This window comes from Paenibacillus sp. DCT19 (assembly GCF_003268635.1).
Taxonomy (GTDB): Bacteria; Bacillota; Bacilli; order Paenibacillales; family Paenibacillaceae; genus Paenibacillus.
In genome coordinates, this window is the sequence record NZ_CP029639.1 from 4096941 (window position 1) to 4115505 (window position 18565).

16 protein-coding genes and 2 pseudogenes are annotated in these 18565 nt (G+C 45.9%); all 18 read right to left on the reverse strand.

The features are described from left to right. Positions 1-32: 32 nt before the first annotated feature. Positions 33-1163: a hypothetical protein gene (locus DMB88_RS18505; RefSeq protein ID WP_128102539.1), complete on the reverse strand. Its 1131-nt coding sequence runs from the start codon at positions 1161-1163 to the stop codon at positions 33-35. A gap of 248 nt (positions 1164-1411) precedes the next feature. Beyond that, entirely contained in the window at positions 1412-2011 is a 600-nt protein-coding gene (locus DMB88_RS18510) for a histidine phosphatase family protein (RefSeq protein ID WP_128102540.1), read from the reverse strand. A gap of 40 nt (positions 2012-2051) precedes the next feature. Beyond that, a complete protein-coding gene (locus tag DMB88_RS18515) occupies positions 2052-2687 on the reverse strand; it encodes a zf-HC2 domain-containing protein (RefSeq protein ID WP_128102541.1) in 636 nt (211 codons plus the stop codon). Continuing rightward, on the reverse strand, positions 2684-3277 hold the full coding sequence (locus tag DMB88_RS18520) for an RNA polymerase sigma factor (RefSeq protein WP_128102542.1): 594 nt from the start codon (positions 3275-3277) through the stop codon (positions 2684-2686). Before DMB88_RS18520 ends, DMB88_RS18515 begins: the two co-directional genes overlap by 4 nt. Before the next feature lie 713 nt (positions 3278-3990). Further along, positions 3991-5085: a prephenate dehydrogenase gene (locus DMB88_RS18525; protein ID WP_128102543.1), complete on the reverse strand. Its 1095-nt coding sequence runs from the start codon at positions 5083-5085 to the stop codon at positions 3991-3993. 27 nt (positions 5086-5112) lie between these two features. Continuing rightward, positions 5113-6213 (reverse strand): histidinol-phosphate transaminase, encoded by a 1101-nt coding sequence (gene hisC / locus DMB88_RS18530; protein ID WP_128102544.1) that lies wholly within the window; start codon positions 6211-6213, stop codon positions 5113-5115. A 72-nt stretch (positions 6214-6285) separates the two neighbouring features. Then, the gene (gene trpA, locus DMB88_RS18535; RefSeq protein WP_128102545.1) at positions 6286-7092 is read right to left on the reverse strand and encodes a tryptophan synthase subunit alpha; all 807 of its coding nucleotides are present in this window, start codon (positions 7090-7092) and stop codon (positions 6286-6288) included. After that, positions 7089-8288 carry a tryptophan synthase subunit beta gene (gene trpB / locus DMB88_RS18540; protein WP_056696737.1) on the reverse strand — a complete coding sequence of 400 codons (1200 nt, stop codon included), beginning with the start codon at positions 8286-8288 and terminating at the stop codon, positions 7089-7091. The genes trpA and trpB overlap by 4 nt, the downstream gene beginning before the upstream one ends. Next, on the reverse strand, positions 8285-8983 hold the full coding sequence (locus tag DMB88_RS18545; protein ID WP_128104502.1) for a phosphoribosylanthranilate isomerase: 699 nt from the start codon (positions 8981-8983) through the stop codon (positions 8285-8287). The genes trpB and DMB88_RS18545 overlap by 4 nt, the downstream gene beginning before the upstream one ends. A gap of 38 nt (positions 8984-9021) precedes the next feature. Further along, a pseudogene (trpC, locus tag DMB88_RS18550) lies at positions 9022-9809 on the reverse strand (indole-3-glycerol phosphate synthase TrpC). After that, complete coding sequence (trpD, locus tag DMB88_RS18555) at positions 9799-10872, reverse strand: anthranilate phosphoribosyltransferase (RefSeq protein ID WP_128104503.1); 1074 nt, start codon at positions 10870-10872, stop codon at positions 9799-9801. The pseudogene trpC and the gene trpD overlap by 11 nt, the downstream one beginning before the upstream one ends. A gap of 35 nt (positions 10873-10907) precedes the next feature. Then, on the reverse strand, positions 10908-12479 hold the full coding sequence (trpE, locus tag DMB88_RS18560; RefSeq protein ID WP_128102546.1) for an anthranilate synthase component I: 1572 nt from the start codon (positions 12477-12479) through the stop codon (positions 10908-10910). Positions 12480-12955: 476 nt separating this feature from the next. Next, positions 12956-13332 (reverse strand): annotated as a pseudogene (gene aroH / locus DMB88_RS18565) (chorismate mutase). 4 nt (positions 13333-13336) lie between these two features. Beyond that, positions 13337-14431, reverse strand: a complete 1095-nt coding sequence (gene aroB, locus DMB88_RS18570; protein ID WP_128102547.1) for a 3-dehydroquinate synthase — start codon at positions 14429-14431, stop codon at positions 13337-13339. A 1-nt stretch (position 14432) separates the two neighbouring features. After that, a complete protein-coding gene (gene aroC / locus DMB88_RS18575; RefSeq protein ID WP_056696727.1) occupies positions 14433-15602 on the reverse strand; it encodes a chorismate synthase in 1170 nt (389 codons plus the stop codon). 264 nt (positions 15603-15866) lie between these two features. Further along, positions 15867-16661: a CheR family methyltransferase gene (locus DMB88_RS18580; RefSeq protein ID WP_128102548.1), complete on the reverse strand. Its 795-nt coding sequence runs from the start codon at positions 16659-16661 to the stop codon at positions 15867-15869. Between the two features lie 24 nt (positions 16662-16685). Further along, a complete protein-coding gene (ndk, locus tag DMB88_RS18585) occupies positions 16686-17129 on the reverse strand; it encodes a nucleoside-diphosphate kinase (RefSeq protein ID WP_128102549.1) in 444 nt (147 codons plus the stop codon). A gap of 160 nt (positions 17130-17289) precedes the next feature. Continuing rightward, positions 17290-18264 carry a polyprenyl synthetase family protein gene (locus DMB88_RS18590; protein WP_128102550.1) on the reverse strand — a complete coding sequence of 325 codons (975 nt, stop codon included), beginning with the start codon at positions 18262-18264 and terminating at the stop codon, positions 17290-17292. Positions 18265-18565: the final 301 nt, after the last annotated feature.

Below are 18565 nucleotides of genomic sequence, written 5' to 3' on the forward strand. Positions count from 1 at the left end.
TTAATTTGGGAGTGATTTTAGCAACTTGTCCTTCATTTGTCAAACAAAACGGGTGAGATATCTCCAGAAAGTGAGCTACACGAGTCAGCAAGACGTGAACCCCAAGCCGTCATTTGTACAGTTCGTCCATCCGCAGCTTCTCCGATCCGAAGCATCCCGAGATGCAGCATCATTTTGATGATACGGTTGTCGTAGATTGTCTCAGGCGTATCGTAGTAGAAGGGTTGAATGAACGAGCCTATCTGGCGAAACAGCGACTCTGTAGTAGACCATTCATCGGCACATTCCCCTGTCCAATAGACGATGGAGGCGAGGTTTGGAATAGCACCTTTATACAGTCTTAACCAAAATCGAAATAGCTGTATCATTTCCGATGTTTTCTCAGTTGATTTCTCAGCAGCTTGCTTTTCCTCGCCAGCGGACGTTAGTTGCAGCATTCCTTGTTCCTCACGGATGAGCCGATAGTGAAATGCATAGTCATAGATTAAGGCGAATCGATCCGGATAATCCTTGAAGGAGCGACCATAGCCAAATCTCCAGCCCGCTTTGCCAACCAGCTCTTCGCTGACATGCAGATGCTCCATCAACTGCTGCTGTGAACGACGATACATCATGCCTTCAGCATTAAGTGCAATCTCGTGTTGCTGCACATATTGCAGAAACAATCGAAGATCATCGACAAGCAAGTGATATTCGTCCCTATACATTGTCGGTTCACTTGTGTTTGTGATTTCGGCTCTTAGATGGTTAGATAACACATCTCGGAATCTTAATTTCAGATCAAGAGGGACTTGGTACAAATATTTTGTATGCTGCGTCGTTCCATTGAATAACCATCCACTCTTATGGAAACGAGTGATCAGATCACGTGGACTGGCACCTGTCTCGTTTTCCTTTTTGTCCATGGATTGACGAGCTATCGCAACCAGTTCCTCAATACCGAGATATTGGCGTGGATCAAATAATAGATTGTTCAAAAACCTTAATTGAACGGGATTCAATTCACGAACCTGTTGTTCAAAAAAAGCTCTGCTTCCCAATGTGGTGAGAATACTCTGGATGAGTTCATGTTTGGAATTGGGCTTACACTCACACTGGTAATAATCTGCTATTCGATTCAGTTGGCCAATATCTGCAAAAGTAAGCATATCCGCTAGATTCATGGGTCATCGCCTCGCCAGCTAACTACTTATGACTGCTGATTTAGAGCCTAGAGTAGTTTGGTTTTGTAAACATCGTTGACGGAATTCCCATGATCTAAACCTCTTTTTTCAAATCTTTTATTAAATCTTTTATCTGTTAGTAACCATCCTATGCCTAGATGTACCTGATCAGAAGAAAAACAGGAGACAAGTATTCCTATTCCCTACTTCATCAGTTCGCAGAAGACAAAAAAAACAACCCGAGTTCATTACTCAGATTGTTTGGCTGAATTCATTATAAGATGCTCTGTACAGTTGTATAACAGCGGACTCCAGTCACTCTGGGTTTTCTCCAGAATCGTAAGTGAGAGATTACCTATGCGTTCTGTATACCGGTCTTTAAAGATAGCGGATAACAGATTCGCCAGAAATGCTCCGTGGGTTACGATCAGGACATTCTTGTCCGGATATGACGACCATAGATCCTCCAGAAATGCCAGTGCACGCGCTTGAATATCCAAGATATGCTCCTGTCCTAGATCCAGCGTCTCCCAGGTTGCACCCCAGCGAGCAATTCGTTCTTCCGAGGTCAATCCTTCGATCTGGCCAAACGCTCTCTCCTTCAGTCTTGCATCCGGTTCAAGCATAGGTACACTCAGCAACTTGGAAATAATCTCCCCAGTCTCCTGGGCACGAGATAAACCACTAGTAATGATATAATCCCATTGATATTCCTCTGTGAGAAGGCGTTTACCCAAACGTTCTGCTTGTTCACGACCTTCTGCATTCAAAGGAATATCTGTCTGTCCTTGAATACGACCTGCAGCATTCCAATCTGTCAAACCGTGACGTATAAGCCCGATCCTCATCTTATCCCTCATTTCTCAACACACGGTAATGATCATTTAACTAGACACGTACGCCTTGCTTACGCTTGCTCGTTGTACGATGCATACGTCCAAGCGAGAATAACGCCATACCGATAGCCAGTAAGGATAGAGCCATCCAGTATCCTGGATAGGTAGGACCCATACTCACGACAAACGGCTCAATGATGCTGCCTCGATCCGCCCCAGCCATATTATACTGATACATTCCAGATGAAGATGGTTCGCTGCCAGCAACGGCTGTCTCCAATATACCTGTGGAGATGACGCGTGGTTGCTCTGCTTCCGACACGGCTGGTTTAAACATCGCCATGTACAGGAAACTGCACAAAAAAATAGCCAGAAACGCAGCAATCCACAAAGACATATGCTTGCGCACTGCAGCAGAGAATCGATTTACTTTTGCCTCTTCAGGCAAGAGCCATGGTGACTCCGCATAAATGCGATCCATTACATTTCGATTTACCCTCTCTGCCTGTTGCTCTGTTACGGGTGTCGGTATGCTATGCAGCAAAAGTTGAGCTTCATGCCAAACTTCAAACTGCTGCGAGCACTCCTCACAACCAGCTAGATGAGCATGAAATGCAATCTGCTGAGGATGAGTTGCCGGCAAGTCCCAAACCAGTGCAAACAGTTCCTGGGCTTCATTGCAATTCATCGGTTCTTCATCCCTTCATATGGTTCGTACACCGGTTCGAAGAAATAAGGTTCCAATTGAGTTTTTACGCTTGATCTTGCTCTGAACAATAACGATTTCACAGAACTCACGCTCTGCCCAAGAATAGTAGCTATCTCTTGGTAGTCTAACTGATCATACTCACGGAGTATAATGGCAGAACGCTGCTTCTCCGGTAAATTGTTAATGGCATCCCTAACAAGCATCACCCGCTCACTACGCAATACAGCATACTCTGGAGCATTCTCCGAAGGAGCAATTGGCACGACACCACTCTCTTCAAGTGGGACATTACCACTGCGCTGTTTGCGAAGCTCACTCAATACCGTATTTCTCGCAATGGTATACAACCACGTAGAGAAAGAGGCATCCACCTCACGAAATGAGTGTAAACTGCGGAACGCCTTATAGAAAGTCTCAGAACAGAGATCTTCCGCAAGCAGCTCCATATTGGAACTTTTCAACATATGATATACGAAAGCCAGTATTTTACGCTGATAACGACGCATCAGCTCGGAATATAACTCCAGGTTACCTTCCTTGATCTCTCGAATCAACTGGGAATCCGTCATTTGAGTGCGACCCCTCCTCGCCCATCCATGTGCTTCTCCCCGTTCGACTCTATCCATGTATTACCGAACAGGCACAAAAAAGTTGCGGTTCTCACCGCATATAAACAGCGTTCAGCGCCAAAACAGGCCTTCCCGCCAAATTCCCCTATGTAATGGCAATTTCCCCAACGTTTCTACATTAACAGTATTTATTGTACAACGGTCAGCCGTTGCTGGCAAATCTATTCCGTTCAACAGGAGCCCGACCAGACATTCATATGCTTTCTTTTTCTCGTCTATGACCCCGGTGACGCAAAATAATCCTCCAATGCCAATGAACTACCATTACTGAACTATTGCAGGAAACGAACACCCTATTTCATTCGGGCTTGTTTCGTTTCGTAATGCATTCTAAACTTCAAACGTATGAAGATTGAAAATGGTTGCGTTTATACAAACTTTTTCCTTAATTTACGGAAGCTATGATTATTTAAAATAATTACGCTTTATCTGTTGACAAAATGAAAACGTATACATATAATAAGGGTACAGTATGGTTTCTCTCCACTCCTATCCAATAACTGTATTGCTCCACGTGAGCAATGGCCGCTTATGTAAGCGGTCTTTTTTTTTGTGTTTATTTCCCGATTTCAAGTAACAACATAAGAACAAGTGAATTTCACACGCAAATAAAGAGGGCTTTCGCCCTCTTCTTCACTTAACTCTACGCATGTTTAAACCCAAACCTGGTATCCAAGAGAAGCAAGCAATGTTTTCGCTCGCTCCATATCTTCTTCTTGGCGGAAGGATAACCGCATGATGCCGGGTACGTCCACGCGATTCTCGATTATCTCCAAGTTGCTCAAGTTGATATCATTAGCCCCAAGCTCGGTAGCAATCTTACCAATCATCCCTGGTGCATCCTGGACATCCGTGTACAGATCGAATAAAGATGAGATCATACCTTTCCGACGCTCAGGAAGAACACTTCTGAACTCCCTCGCTTGACGAAAAGCCTGTTCAATTCCTTCCCCGTCCTGCTCTTCCAACATATCAGTGAACGCAGACATTTGGCTGTTCCAATCCTTCATTAAACCTAGGAGCACCTCACGGTTGCTAAGCAAAATATCTCTCCACACAATAGCATCACTTGATGCGATCCGGGTAATATCCCGGAAACCACCTGCTGCCAGCATTTTATAGAGTGGATTAGATTCGTTATACTCCCTTACTTGATTAACAAGTGCTACCGCGATAACATGTGGCAAATGGCTAATTGCTCCCACAATATCATCATGTAACAGCGGTTCGACTCGAACAATCTGTGCTCTAGTATATGCTAAGAGCTCAGACAAACGGCTATAGGCTTCCTCCGGTACGTGCATTGAAGGAGTCAATACATAATAAGCATTCTCAAACAATACAGCAGATGCCGCGTCAACGCCTGCACGCTCTGATCCAGCCATCGGATGTCCACCAATGAAATAAGCATCAGTCATTCGAATATGCTCAGCACACGCAGCGATAGAAGCCTTGGTGCTACCAACATCCGTAATGATGCAACCTTTCTTCAAGGGAAGCTTCGCCAATTGTTGAAAATACGATTCCAATAAACCTACAGGTACACACAAAAAAATGAAGTCGGCATCCTGCACCGCTTCCTCCAGTGATAGCGTAGCATCATCGACTACACCACTTGCTATGTACTTGTCCTTCAGTTCAGGCAGATGGGCATAGCCCATCACCGATACACCTGGCTTGCCTTTGAAGCACAGCGCCAGGGAACCACCGATGAGCCCTACACCAATCATTGCAATTTTTAGTTTCATGTAGTCCTCACTCTTTCATCGCTAGAATTAAGGGCGTGCGACCGCCTTCTCTGCCAGCGTGTTCTCCAGTGCCGCGATAAATGCACGGTTCTGTTCTGATGTTCCAACGGACACACGGATGTAGCTTGGATACACTTGGAAATTCGGGCGCACGATAATACCTTGCTTAAGCAAAGATTGAAATGCTGTCGCTGATGGCATATCCAAGTCAACCATAATGAAGTTACCTTGCGATGGGAAGTATGGCAATCCAAGGCGTGAGAACTCATTTTGCAGGAATTCACGCTCTTCCGTATTGCGCTGAGCACACTCTTTAACAAAGGCCTGATCCCGTATCGCTGCTGTCGCCGCCACCTGACCAAACCGCGAGGTGTTAAATGGCTCACGCACACGATTAATTAAGTCGATGATCTGCGGGCTTGCAATACCATATCCGATCCGTAAGGAAGCCAACCCATAAATTTTGGAGAATGTCCGCAAAATAACCAAGTTAGGGTAACGATCTAACAAAGCAATACTTTGAGGATAGGCTTGATCCGTTACGAATTCATAATAGGCTTCATCCAACACGACCATAACATGAGAAGGTACCCGATCCATAAACGCAGTCAGTTCCTGTTCAGAAATGATCGTGCCTGTAGGATTGTTAGGGTTACATACCCACACCACTTTTGTTTTGTCGTTGATCTGTGCCAGCATGGACGTCAAATCATGAGTCCCATCCTTCAATGGCACCTCAATGCTTACCGCGCCCTCAATATCGGCATTGCTTTTATACACCGAAAACGTCTGATCTGCCATGATCGTCTCATCTCCCGGAAGGAAGAACGCCCGTGTAATCAGGGCAATGATCTCATCTGACCCACAGCCAAAAATCAGATTGTTGCGATTCACGCCGAGGTGCTCAGCAAGAACTCCTGTAAGTTCAGCCGCACTTCCGTCTGGATATATGCTAACATTCACGACTTCTCTAGTAATAGCTTCCAATGCAGCAGGAGAGCTGCCGTATGGATTCTCGTTGGAGGCCAGCTTGATGACTTGCTCAAGCCCCAGTTCACGTTTCACTTCTTCAATCGGTTTGCCTGGCTGGTACACCGGCAGATTAACAATCTGGGATTTAGGTTTCAATCCGACCACCTCCTGTTCATCAAATAAAGTTCATGATGCTATTACATACTGAGGGATTCTTAAATATAGTCCCTATCCTTTTAATTGTGCCACAAAGTTGCGAATTTGCAACAGTCCTGCCTGATGGGTCTCTGGATTCTCCAGGAGCGGGATGGCCTCCTCCACCTGACGAACAATAGCACTACCCACAACAACCCCATCACAAATACGGGAGAAATGTGCCACCTGTTCACGGCTGGATATACCGAATCCAACAGCTACCGGAAGGTCAGTTAAACTTTTAACCGTTTCAATAAACTGCTCAACGCCTTCAAAGAAGGATGCTCTTTCTCCGGTTACACCGAGGGAAGATACACAATAGATGAAACCACGTGCACCCGAGACGATACGCTCAATTCTGGCATTGGACGTAGGTGCAACAAGTGGCACCAAATGCACGCCCGCCGCTTCAGCACGACGACGCATCTCTTCGGCCTCTTCGATCGGAAGATCCGGGATAATCATGCCACTGATGTCATGCTTAAGCAATTCATTAAAAAATACATCAAGACCTGTCTGAAGCACAGGATTATAATACGTAAATAAAACAAAAGGCATTTTCACTCCAGCTTCACGTGCCTTAGCTGCCGTCTCCATACATGTACGAATGGTGATCTGGCTTTTCAGTGCCCGCTCGGAAGCACGCTGAATAACAGGACCGTCGGCGAGTGGATCTGAGTATGGTACGCCTAGCTCTAGAATATCTGCACCCGCTTGTTCAAGCTCCTTAATAATCTCTACCGTTGTATCCACATTTGGATCTCCAACCGTTAGAAAAGGAATAAGTGCTGTACGATTCTGCTCTTTCAATTGTTGGAAGGTTTGATCCATTAAATTCATGCGAATTGCCCTCCCGTATACTTCATGATGGATTCAACGTCCTTATCTCCACGACCTGATAGACAAATGACTACAATATCATCAGACGTGAGCTCGGGAGCAAGCTTAACTACCTGTGCAACGGCATGAGCAGACTCTAGAGCAGGTATGATTCCTTCGGTTCTGGAGAGCAATTGCAGGGCATCCAACGCTTCCTGATCCGTGATCGGAACATATTTCGCGCGCTCGATATCTTTAAGATATGAATGCTCTGGCCCTACACCCGGATAATCTAATCCAGCAGAGATGGAGTGAGCCGGCTGAACCTGTCCATATTCATCCTGCAACAAATAGCTCATAGAGCCTTGGAATACGCCATGTGTTCCTTTGCTCATCGTTGCCGCATGGAATTCAGTATCCACGCCTTTGCCTGCTGCTTCGACCCCTACAAGCTTCACATCTGCATCACCGATAAACGGATAGAACATACCGATGGCATTGCTTCCGCCACCTACTGCTGCAACAATGACATCAGGCAGACGACCTTCAAGCTCTTGAATCTGACGACGAGTCTCATCCCCGATTACCCGCTGGAAGTTACGCACCATCATTGGATAAGGGTGTGGCCCTACAACTGAACCAAGGACATAGAATGTATCTTCTACATTACTAACCCAATATCGCAGAGCTTCATTCCCCGCATCCTTCAGCGTTCTCGTTCCTGACGTTACTGGAATTACTTCTGCACCGAGCAACTTCATCCGGAATACATTCAATTGTTGACGCTCGGTATCTTCCTCACCCATGAATACCTTACACTCTAAACCAAGCAAAGCAGCAACCGTTGCTGTAGCTACGCCATGTTGACCTGCTCCTGTTTCAGCAATGACTTTCTTTTTGCCCATCCGTTTAGCAAGTAATCCTTGCCCGATGGCATTATTGATTTTATGTGCACCCGTGTGGTTCAGATCCTCGCGCTTCAGGTACACCTTTGGCCCACCCAAACGACGAGAAAGTTGCTCTGCATAATACAGCGGAGTCTCCCGACCAGAATACTCACTTAGCAGATAGTTTAATTCTTTATTGAATTCCTCATCTTCTGAAAAGCGGCTGTATGCTTCCTCTAGTTCGATTAATGCGTTCATTAATGTCTCAGGAACAAAGCGGCCTCCGAAGGAGCCGAAACGCCCGTGTTGATCCGGCAATTGATGTGTCATGCCTGCTTCACCCTCTCTACAAATGCTGTAATCTTAGCGATATCTTTAACACCGTCCGTCTCTACTCCACTTGATACGTCAACGCCATCCGGTGCATATGTCTGAATTAATTGTTGAACATTATCAGGCTTCAAACCACCAGCCACAAACAACTCAATACCGTGATTTCTCGCCCACTTCGCATAGGTTGGAATCCGTTCCCAAGCAAAGGTATGACCAGAACCACCAACATATTGAGGATCATACGTATCAAGCAATATAGCATCTATTGTGTGCACGTAATTATCAAGTGTCTTTAGCGTGGTATCAACCGCTTCGGTACCGGACTCATTTTTAGGAAAAGAAAAAGCTTTGAAGACTTCAGTCTGAAAGCGTTGCTTCACCTGCTCACAGAACGCTGGTGTTTCCTGTCCATGTAGCTGTATCACATCTAATGCTGCAGCGTCCATGACCTGTTCAAGCTCTTCCATAGTTGGATTAACAAATCCCCCGGTTAACTTCGGTCGATCAAATGTCGTCCACGCCAGCAATACTTCTTTTAATTCGGCAGCCTGCTTGGGTTCAATACGACGACGGGATTTGGCAAAAACAACACCAACATAATCAACAGGCAAGTTTATCATCGATTTTAGCACTTCAACGTCCTGAATTCCACAAATTTTTACGGCCGCTGCCGGTTGCTGGTGCAGATTCATGTCTCTGCTTCCCGTACCGCCATTCGTATATTCATTCATCATCGAGAACCCATTAATTCGTTCACAGCCGCTTCAACATCATCCTTACGCATCAGATGCTCCCCAACGAGGATCCCGTGAACACCCGCTGTAATTAATTCCTCTAACCGCTCAGCACCATCAATACCACTTTCACTGATAAGTGTCACCCCTGATGGGATCAGTTTCATAAGATCAAGTGTTGTATTCAGACTTGTCTCGAATGTTTTTAGATTCCGATTGTTAATCCCGATTAGCGTTGCCTGCGGAATCTCTAATACTTGCTCGAGTTCGGCTTGATCATGCACTTCAATTAAAGCATCCAGACCTATACTTTTGGCAAAATCCAAGTAACGTCGAATCTGATCTGGTGTCAAAATACTTGCAATCAGCAGAATTGCATCTGCTCCTAGCAGTCTTGCTTCGGCAATCTGCCGCTCATCTATAATAAAATCTTTGCGAAGCAATGGAATGTTCACCGCTTGATGGATTTCCTTCAAATACGCTGCACTTCCTTGAAAGTAAGAAACATCCGTGAGTACAGAGATGCAATCTGCTCCTGCTCTTTCATAAGCTAATGCAATGTTCACCGGATGAAAGTCCGGTCGAATTAATCCTTTGGACGGTGAAGCCTTCTTCACTTCGGCAATAAGCCCAGTTTTCGGTTACGCCCTTCTGCTAACGCTCGTTCAAACCCCCGTGTTGCTGGCAACTGCTCAATCTCTTTAAGCGCCTCATCCATGTTAAACGTTCGTGAGAGCACTTCGACTTCCTGCTGTTTGGTTGCAACGATTCGATCAAGATACATGACTGTACGCCTCCGTTGTGTATATTAACTGTTCCAGTTTCCCAGCAGCTTTTCCTGTATCTACAGCCTCAGCAGCCATAGTCACACCTTCCGCAATGCTATCCGCAAGACCAGACACATAGATACATGCCCCGGCATTCAGCAAAACAACATCACGATACGCGCTCCGCTCTCCCTGGAAGATCCGTTTAATAATTTCGGCATTTTGGGCTGCATCTCCTCCCAGTACCGCTTCAAGTGGGTGCAAGTTTAATCCCATACTGCGTGGATCAATGTCATATGTGTGTACTTCTCCATTTCTTAACTCCGATACTTGGGTAGGAGCAGAAATACTGATTTCATCCAAACCATCATGGCTAGCAACTACCAATGCTCTCTTTAATCCCAGACGATTCAAAACCTCGGCAATCATTGGTGTGCGGCTGCGGTCGTACAAACCAAGCAGTTGACGATCTGCACCCGCAGGGTTGGTTAACGGCCCAAGCATATTAAAGATTGTGCGAACACCTAGCTCTTTGCGTGGTGCAGCCGCATGTTTCATTGATGGATGATACACTTGAGCAAAACAGAAACAGATTCCAATCTCTTCAAGACATTGTCTTGCTTGCTCTCCATTCAGATGAATATTAACCCCTAACGCCTCAAGCACATCGGCGCTGCCTGCTTTACCTGATGCAGAACGATTGCCATGTTTGGCCACCCGAACAGAAACTGCTGATGCTATAATCGCCGAAGCCGTAGAGATATTAAATTTGTGAATACCTGAGCCACCTGTACCACACGTATCTAACAGCCCATTACCATCGGTAAGAATTCTACCGCCTTGACCACGCATAGCCTCGGCAAAACCAGTGATTTCATCCACGGTTTCACCTTTCATCCGCAGCGCCATCAGCAAACCTCCGATTTGAGCCGGAGTCGCCTCACCTTTCATAATGGAGTACATCAGGTCACGTGCTTCCGCTTGCTGGAGATCATGTCCCTCCAAAATTTTAGCCAGACCTTGTTTCATCCCCTCTTCCGACTGAGGCTGTGAAGTCAGATGCTGCAAGTTGTCATTCATTACAGGGTTCATATTCATTTCCGGTCTCTCCTCTCTCAGTTTTCTGCGACGCCTGCCGGACTTACAAAATAATCAGCATTAGCAAGTTTCAATCCATGATGTTTGCTCTTGGCCGGGAACATCGCTTCCGCTGTTCGAATCGCCTTGAGCAGCGCTTTGGCTTTGTTCACCGTCTCTTCATATTCCTTCTCAGGCACTGAATCCCATACAATTCCTGCTCCAGCCTGCACATAAGCTTTTCCCTTTTTGAAAATAATGGTCCGGATCGTAATACAAGAATCCATATTGCCCGAGAAGCCAAGATAACCAATCGCTCCCGCGTACGCCCCACGTGCCTCACGCTCAAGCTCCGCAATAATCTCCATCGCACGCAGTTTTGGTGCACCAGACACGGTTCCCGCAGGCAGACAGGATAGGAATGCATCGAAGAAATCCTTATCTTCTCTAAGCTCACCCGTTACATTCGACACCATGTGCATAACGTGAGAGTACCGCTCGATCTCCATAAACATGTCACACTTCACGGTGCCAAAGTTTGATACCCGTCCCAGATCGTTTCGACCCAAGTCAACCAGCATCAAATGCTCTGCACGCTCCTTCTCATCCTGTAACAGATCTGCTGCAAGTGCACGATCTTCACTCTCTGTTGCACCTCTTGGACGAGTCCCTGCAATGGGTCGTGTCGCCACACGATTTCCATCTATTTTAACTAGCGCCTCAGGCGAGGTTCCTACGATAATCTCATCATCCATCTTCAGATAATACATATATGGTGATGGATTCAACGTTCTAAGCACTCTGTATACGTGAAGCGGAGAAACCTCGGTATCAATGTGAAAGCGCTGGGACAGCACCACTTGAAAAATATCTCCCGCGCGGATGTATTCTTTAGCCTGCTCCACATTGCCAATAAACTGCTCTTTCGTCAGATTGGAACGAACATCGCCAAGCTCAACATCACCCGGAATCGAACGTGGATTCAAGTTTTCACCTGGCCCTTGTTGCTGCAAACGCTCTGCAGCCTGCTCCAGCTTCTCAGAAGTCAGTGCATAAGCTTGGCGGATTTCGTCATCCGTAGCTCCATCTCGTACATGCACATTACCTACAAGCAGCATCTGTTGCTTCACATGGTCAAACACGATAATTTGGTCACAGAACATGAAGCGAATATCATCCATTTTTAGATCATCCAGTGCGTGTGCCGGAAGCTTCTCATAATATTGCAGTAAGTCGTAACCGAAAAATCCAATCGCTCCGCCCGTAAACGGAGGAAGCTCATCATCTTTTGGGCTACGATACTTGCGCAAAAGAGCTTTCAGTTCTTCAATCGGCTTACCTGGAAGCTCCCGCGTTTGCCCAGCCTCTTCGACCACGATTCGGCCTTTTTTGGCGGAAATCATCAAGAACGGATCAGTACCGATAAAGGAATATCTCGCCCATTGAATTCCACCCTCAACACTTTCCAACAGGAATGCCCGGTCATTGTCGGCATAACGGCGGAAGATTCGGATTGGCGTCTCCATGTCAGCCAAGATCCGTTTAACAACGGGAATCAGATTATATTCATTTGACATTTTCAGTACTTGATTAACGTTTGGCGTTATCATTAGATCACGTCCTTTCAGATTAGGCACATATATACAAAAAAACCTCTACCATCAGGTAGAGGTTTGGTTATAAGCTGTATTCAACAAGTTCGTGTTTTATAAATAACAAGTCCCTATACATCTTTTGCCGGATTCATCAGGTTATCGGTAGATTAAACGTAAATCCACTTGTACACATGTTCCGTTCAGGTGCACTAATCAAATCCCTTCATCCATGAGTATATTCATAGAATCTGGTCTCAATTTGACCAAGCTATACCAAAACAAAACGATGTCACTGGACACGTCTCTTTCCCTAATCCTGTAATCCTATAGCGCGACGTACCGCGAATCAGTTGACCGGCCTATGTTTCTCCGGCTACCACCCGCTGGACTCTGCTATTACTCCACTAGCTCAGCTGCTCTCAGCTCAATCTAAACTCTACTCAACTGCTTATCACTATACATGATTCCATTCGGTTTGACAACCACTGTAATTATGAACCGGAAGGTGCTGCCAGATCCGGTCGCAATGCCTGCGCACCATTCAGGTAAACATGATTAATTTCATTCTGTGCTTTGGCTGTGTTCACATGCACCATAAAACGAATGCATAGCGGCAACGCCCTTGTACTGGAACTTCCAGTGCGCACATTAGCGGCACAAGCTCCCAGCCTTCCAACTGGCGAATGGCCTTTGCAGGAAAAGCTGCATCCAAATCTCCCGTCATTGTAATCCAGACACTAGAGATATCTTCCGGCGTAATATCATTACGATCTACGATCTCTTGTAACAATATAGCCGTCTCCTGCAAAATATGTTCTTCGGTGTTAAGCGTGACTGTTGTAGCCCCGCGAATTCCGCGTGTCACCATGTTGTTAATCTCCCTTCTTAAGCAATTCAATCACTTCGATGACAACTGACACAGGCACGTCTTTTACAATTCGAGCTGCGCCAATGCGATCAGGAATAATGAAGACCATATGTCCTTCACGGAACTTCTTGTCATGCATCATCGCTTCCATTAATGCATCTGTACCTAGATGACTCGGTAATGTTACCGGAAGGCGCAAGGCACGGAGCATACGAACTGTATCATCATACAGCCCAGCTGGGGCTCCCAGCTTCTCTCCAAGCAATGCTGAGCCAGCCATACCGATCGAGATTGCTTCACCATGTAGGAATTCGCCGTATCCGGCAATTGCTTCAATAGCATGACCAATCGTATGACCCAGGTTTAGCAGCGCTCGTTCTCCATTTTCGCGTTCATCTCTAGATACAATCTCTGCCTTAATTCCGCACCCACGCTCAAGTCCATAGCCAAGTGCCTCTGGATCAAGAGCAAGTAGCTGCTCTGCATGCTCTTCACACCAATGCGCAAACGCTTCGTCACGAATCAAGCCATGTTTCAGCATCTCCGATAAACCAGCAGATACATCACGAGGTGGCAACGATTGCAGTGTATCCACATCGTAGAGTACAAGCTCCGGCTGATGGAATGCACCGATCATATTTTTGGCAAGTGGATGATTGACAGCCACTTTACCGCCCACACTGCTGTCATGAGCCAGGATCGTTGTAGGGACTTGAACGAATTTGATTCCACGCATGTATGTAGCTGCAACGAATCCAGCCAGATCTCCTACCACGCCACCGCCCAGAGCAATAATGGCTGAGCTTCGATCTAGCTTGCCTTCAATTGCAGCTGTCATCATATCTTGATAAACGGATAATGACTTCGAGGTCTCACCAGCAGGAACAACGGCCGAGACAACTGTAAATCCAGCCGTGCTCAGCGTTTGTTCAAGCGCGGACAAATATTTAGGAGCCACATTTTCATCCGTAATAATCAGTAGCGGGCTTTTCTTCGTTAAACCATATTGCTCAAAAAATTGGGGTGCTTGTGCCAATAAACCAGAACCAATCAGAATCGGGTATGATCTTTCCTCTAATTGAACTGTTAACTGGCGCATTTTAGTAGTTCTCCAATTGAGCCTGGTAGCTTGCAACGTTCGCGCGGATTTCCTCCATGGAGTCTCCACCGAACTTCTCTAGGAACGCTTTTGCGATCTCCCATGCAACCACATGCTCCATAACAACACTCGCTGCCGGAACTGCACATGCGTCGGAACGCTCAACTTGAGCCGAAAAAGCTTCCTTGGTATCGATATCCACGCTCTGAAGCGGCTTATAAAGGGTTGGAATTGGCTTCATTACGCCTCTTACAACAACAGGCATACCGTTAGTCATACCACCTTCGAATCCACCCAAACGATTCGTTGCACGATGATAGCCACGTTCATCTGTATGCATAATCTCATCATGCACTTGGGATCCGCGAATCGTACCAGCTTCGAATCCGATACCAATCTCTACCCCTTTAAAGGCATTGATGGACATTACACCTTGAGCAATTCGAGCATCCAATTTGCGGTCATACTGTACATGACTACCCAGACCAATAGGTACACCTTCAACGATACATTCAACAATACCGCCGATCGAGTCGCCTTCTTGTTTGATCTGATCAATGTATGCTTCCATCTTCTTCTCAGTCTCTGCATCCGTTACACGTACTGACGAAGCTTCTGTTACCTCGATCAATTCATCAATTGGCAGATCGCGATACGGAGCCTCAATCTCTCCAATACGTAGGACACGTCCAGCAACTTTGATTCCGAATTCTGCAAGGAATTGTCTTGCAATTGCACCACATGCTACACGGACTGTAGTCTCACGTGCACTAGAGCGCTCCAGTACGTTACGCAAGTCCTTCAGATTATATTTGAGTCCACCGTTAAGATCAGCATGTCCGGGACGTGGACGATGAACACGACGCTTCTCTTCGTCACTGCCTTCGATTGGCTCAATGTTCATAATCTTCTGCCAGTGCTTCCAGTCATTATTTTCAACAACAAGTGCTACAGGTGCTCCTGTCGTATATCCATGGCGAATTCCACCAACAAATGTTGCCTGATCCTTCTCAATTTGCATCCGGCGTCCACGACCATACCCTTTTTGGCGGCGGTGAAGCTGGAAGTTCAGTTCTTCAAAGTCAATATTCAGATTGCTCGGTAATCCTTCAATAATAGCTGTCAATTGGGGTCCGTGCGTTTCCCCTGCGGTCAAATAACGTAAACTCATAATACGTTCCCCCTTTAAACTGTTAAACTGCACATTGCTAAAATCCCATAATTTCTTTGCTCATTATAGTATAGCTGACCCGCTTTGACAAGAAAGCACACGTTATCTTGCATCAAAACGGGTATATCACCCGTACAATCTTCCTAATAATAAACTGCTTCTTGATTCATTTTTCTGCGCTTTGCAAAATAACCGCCTGAGCACACATATTAGCATGTGTAACCCAGACGGTTATCAACAATATTTTGTATTTATGATATCAACTTATTTTTTGCGATAAAAGAACGTCTCTGCTGTCTCCAAGCCATACTGTCCAGGAGAGAAAATCTGCTCCGTGCTGCCCACGAACAAAACACCGCCTGGTCGCAAACTTGCTGCAAACTTGTGGTACAACAGGTTTTTAGCTTCCTCGGTAAAATAGATCATTACGTTCCGGCATACAATCAGATCGTACCCGTCATCGAAACGGTCCAACAACAGATTTTGCTTCACAAACTTAACCGAACTTTTGAGCTTCTCATCAATTCGGTACACCAAGCCATCTTGCTTGAAGTAACGCTCAGCCGTTTCCTTAGGTACATCTTTAAGAGAACGCTCCATATAACGACCTTCTTTGGCTTTGGCTATTGCTCCTTCGTCCAAATCACTTGCTGTAATCGAGCTATCCTTGAGAATCCCCATTGTATCCAGAATCATAGCTAACGTATACGGTTCTTCACCTGTTGAACAAGCCGCACTCCATACCTTCGCTTTACGCTTGGAACCGACCAGTTCAGGTAATATCTGATCCCGAAGGACTTCCCAGCGGTTCGGATTACGCCAGAATTCAGATACGTTGATCGTCATACGATCCAAAAATTCATAGAATAGGGACTTATCCTTTTGCATAGCATCAAAAAAAATAGAAAATGTATTAAATCCATTTTTGTTGCGAAGTGTGGTCAGCCGTCTTTTCATCTGGCCTTCCTTGTATTGAGCAAGGTCAATGCCCGTGCTCTCTTTGATTTTACGAATGAATCCGGCATAATCCGGGTCTAGTTGTTGTTCCTGCTCCAGCATCGTATCACCCTTCTGGTTAATAAATTACAACCAGGCTGCGATGCTCTTGTCGTACGTTACCAATTCCTCAGAACCAAAGAAGTTTGCTGCTTCACGGGTAGCACTTTCCGGCGAATCTGCCCCATGAATTAGGTTATGCGGTGTGTGACTAGCAAAATCTCCACGAATAGTACCTGGAGCTGCTTCCTTTACATTGGTCTTGCCGATTACGATCCGCGCTAATGCCACGATATCGTCACCTTCCCAAACCATCGCAAATACAGGCCCAGATGTAATAAATCCTACTAATTCATCGAAGAACGGCTTGCCTTCATGCTCGGCATAATGCCGCTTAGCCTGATCCTCAGTCATCTGAACCAGCTTGCCCGCAACCATTTTAAACCCTTTGTCTTCCAGACGGCTAACGATACGCCCTATCAAACCACGCTGCACACCATCAGGCTTCACCATCAAAAATGTACGATCCATTGGCTCACTCCTCACTCACGGTTCAAAGTTATTTCAATATGTAGACGCAATCCCTTTGATTGTAACATACAAGAGCAATTCCTCCCAATGAGGATTGTCACTCCTACATTCGTGCATGAGTCATTCAACTGCCAATCCTGAATTGAATCGACAACTGAAATTAATGAGTACGTTTAACTACAAAATGAGCAATATCACGCAAATTTTTGCTGGTCTTGATGTTAGGTAGTTGATCCAGAGCATCGAGCGCTTTCTTCATATATCGGTCAGCGAGTGCTTCAGCTTTAGCGATTCCTTGACTTTGGCGAATCATTCCAATGGCATCTGATGCGCTTGCACGTCCGTCCTCATGCTGTACACGAGCAATTTCTTCTAGTAGCGGTTCACGTAACTGCTGTTCTTGTAATGCATAGAGCACGGGCAACGTAATGTTTCCCTGCTTCATATCACTGCCCGGAGGCTTGCCCAGTTGCTTCTCTGTTCCGATCAGATCCAATACATCATCCTGAATCTGAAACGCCATGCCCACATTGTATCCGTAGGTATACAGCAGAGAGGATACTTCCTTAGGCGCACGAGTCGCTAAAGCTCCCAATTGACAACTTACTGCAATCAGCAACGCCGTTTTACGCCGAATACGAAGGAGATAATTACGCACACTTTGTCCTGTGTTAAAAAAGTCGCGAATCTGCTCCATCTCGCCAATGGACATCTGCACCATCGCCTTCGCCAGAATACGATGAATTGCCGGATCAGATAAGCCAGCTGTCATTTGCAGCGCTTTCCCGTAAATATAATCCCCGGTGTACATAGCAATCCGATTATCCCACTTGGATTTCACTGTTGGCTTGCCCCTACGTGTTGCCGCATTATCAATGACATCATCATGCACAAGGGAGGCTGAATGTATCAATTCGAGCGGAACCGCAATGAGCTTCAGTCGCTCAATATCATATGTACCGTATTTCCCACCAAGCAGCACAAATACTGGGCGTAAACGTTTCCCACCAGCTTTGAGCAAGTGAAGTGAAGTTTCACTCAGCAACTTTTGTTCCCCTTGAACACTGCGATATAACTCTTTTTCAATGTAATCCATATCTTTTTTTAACAACCCGAAAATATCTAATAGTTTCATTCGTTCACCCGTATCAGCGTATTGTCAGTCCAAAAATCCATGCTTACCTTCCCTCCAGCAATTCCGGCCTGCAGGCATAACGAAAGCCCGGGCTCGCCGTCCCTACTTGTGTTCTGTATATGTCGTACACTTTTCTTCGAATGCCATGACCGACATCCGGGATTTAAACTCTTCGACGTATTCTGAAACAAGGATACAGAAGTTGCCGGAGTATGGGTCAAGGCTGTGTGTCATTTCGATCATTCATCAGCACTCACCAATACCCCGGGTGTGGGGCAACAACTCGAAGCTTAATCTCTTC

Bases quoted from the DNA above. Each gene is read 5' to 3' on its own strand.
- DMB88_RS18545 (WP_128104502.1), bottom strand. From the start codon at position 8,983: ATGAATCTGCACCAGCAACCGGCAGCGGCCGTAAAAATTTGTGGAATT.
- DMB88_RS18515 (WP_128102541.1), bottom strand. From the start codon at position 2,687: ATGAATTGCAATGAAGCCCAGGAACTGTTTGCACTGGTTTGGGACTTG.
- DMB88_RS18590 (WP_128102550.1), bottom strand. From the start codon at position 18,264: ATGAAACTATTAGATATTTTCGGGTTGTTAAAAAAAGATATGGATTAC.
- trpB (WP_056696737.1), bottom strand. From the start codon at position 8,288: ATGACACATCAATTGCCGGATCAACACGGGCGTTTCGGCTCCTTCGGA.
- DMB88_RS18505 (WP_128102539.1), bottom strand. From the start codon at position 1,163: ATGAATCTAGCGGATATGCTTACTTTTGCAGATATTGGCCAACTGAAT.
- DMB88_RS18520 (WP_128102542.1), bottom strand. From the start codon at position 3,277: ATGACGGATTCCCAGTTGATTCGAGAGATCAAGGAAGGTAACCTGGAG.
- DMB88_RS18525 (WP_128102543.1), bottom strand. From the start codon at position 5,085: ATGAAACTAAAAATTGCAATGATTGGTGTAGGGCTCATCGGTGGTTCC.
- trpE (WP_128102546.1), bottom strand. From the start codon at position 12,479: ATGATAACGCCAAACGTTAATCAAGTACTGAAAATGTCAAATGAATAT.
- trpD (WP_128104503.1), bottom strand. From the start codon at position 10,872: ATGAATGACAACTTGCAGCATCTGACTTCACAGCCTCAGTCGGAAGAG.
- aroB (WP_128102547.1), bottom strand. From the start codon at position 14,431: ATGCGCCAGTTAACAGTTCAATTAGAGGAAAGATCATACCCGATTCTG.
- DMB88_RS18510 (WP_128102540.1), bottom strand. From the start codon at position 2,011: ATGAGGATCGGGCTTATACGTCACGGTTTGACAGATTGGAATGCTGCA.
- aroC (WP_056696727.1), bottom strand. From the start codon at position 15,602: ATGAGTTTACGTTATTTGACCGCAGGGGAAACGCACGGACCCCAATTG.
- DMB88_RS18580 (WP_128102548.1), bottom strand. From the start codon at position 16,661: ATGCTGGAGCAGGAACAACAACTAGACCCGGATTATGCCGGATTCATT.
- ndk (WP_128102549.1), bottom strand. From the start codon at position 17,129: ATGGATCGTACATTTTTGATGGTGAAGCCTGATGGTGTGCAGCGTGGT.
- trpA (WP_128102545.1), bottom strand. From the start codon at position 7,092: ATGAATTTAATGGATCAAACCTTCCAACAATTGAAAGAGCAGAATCGT.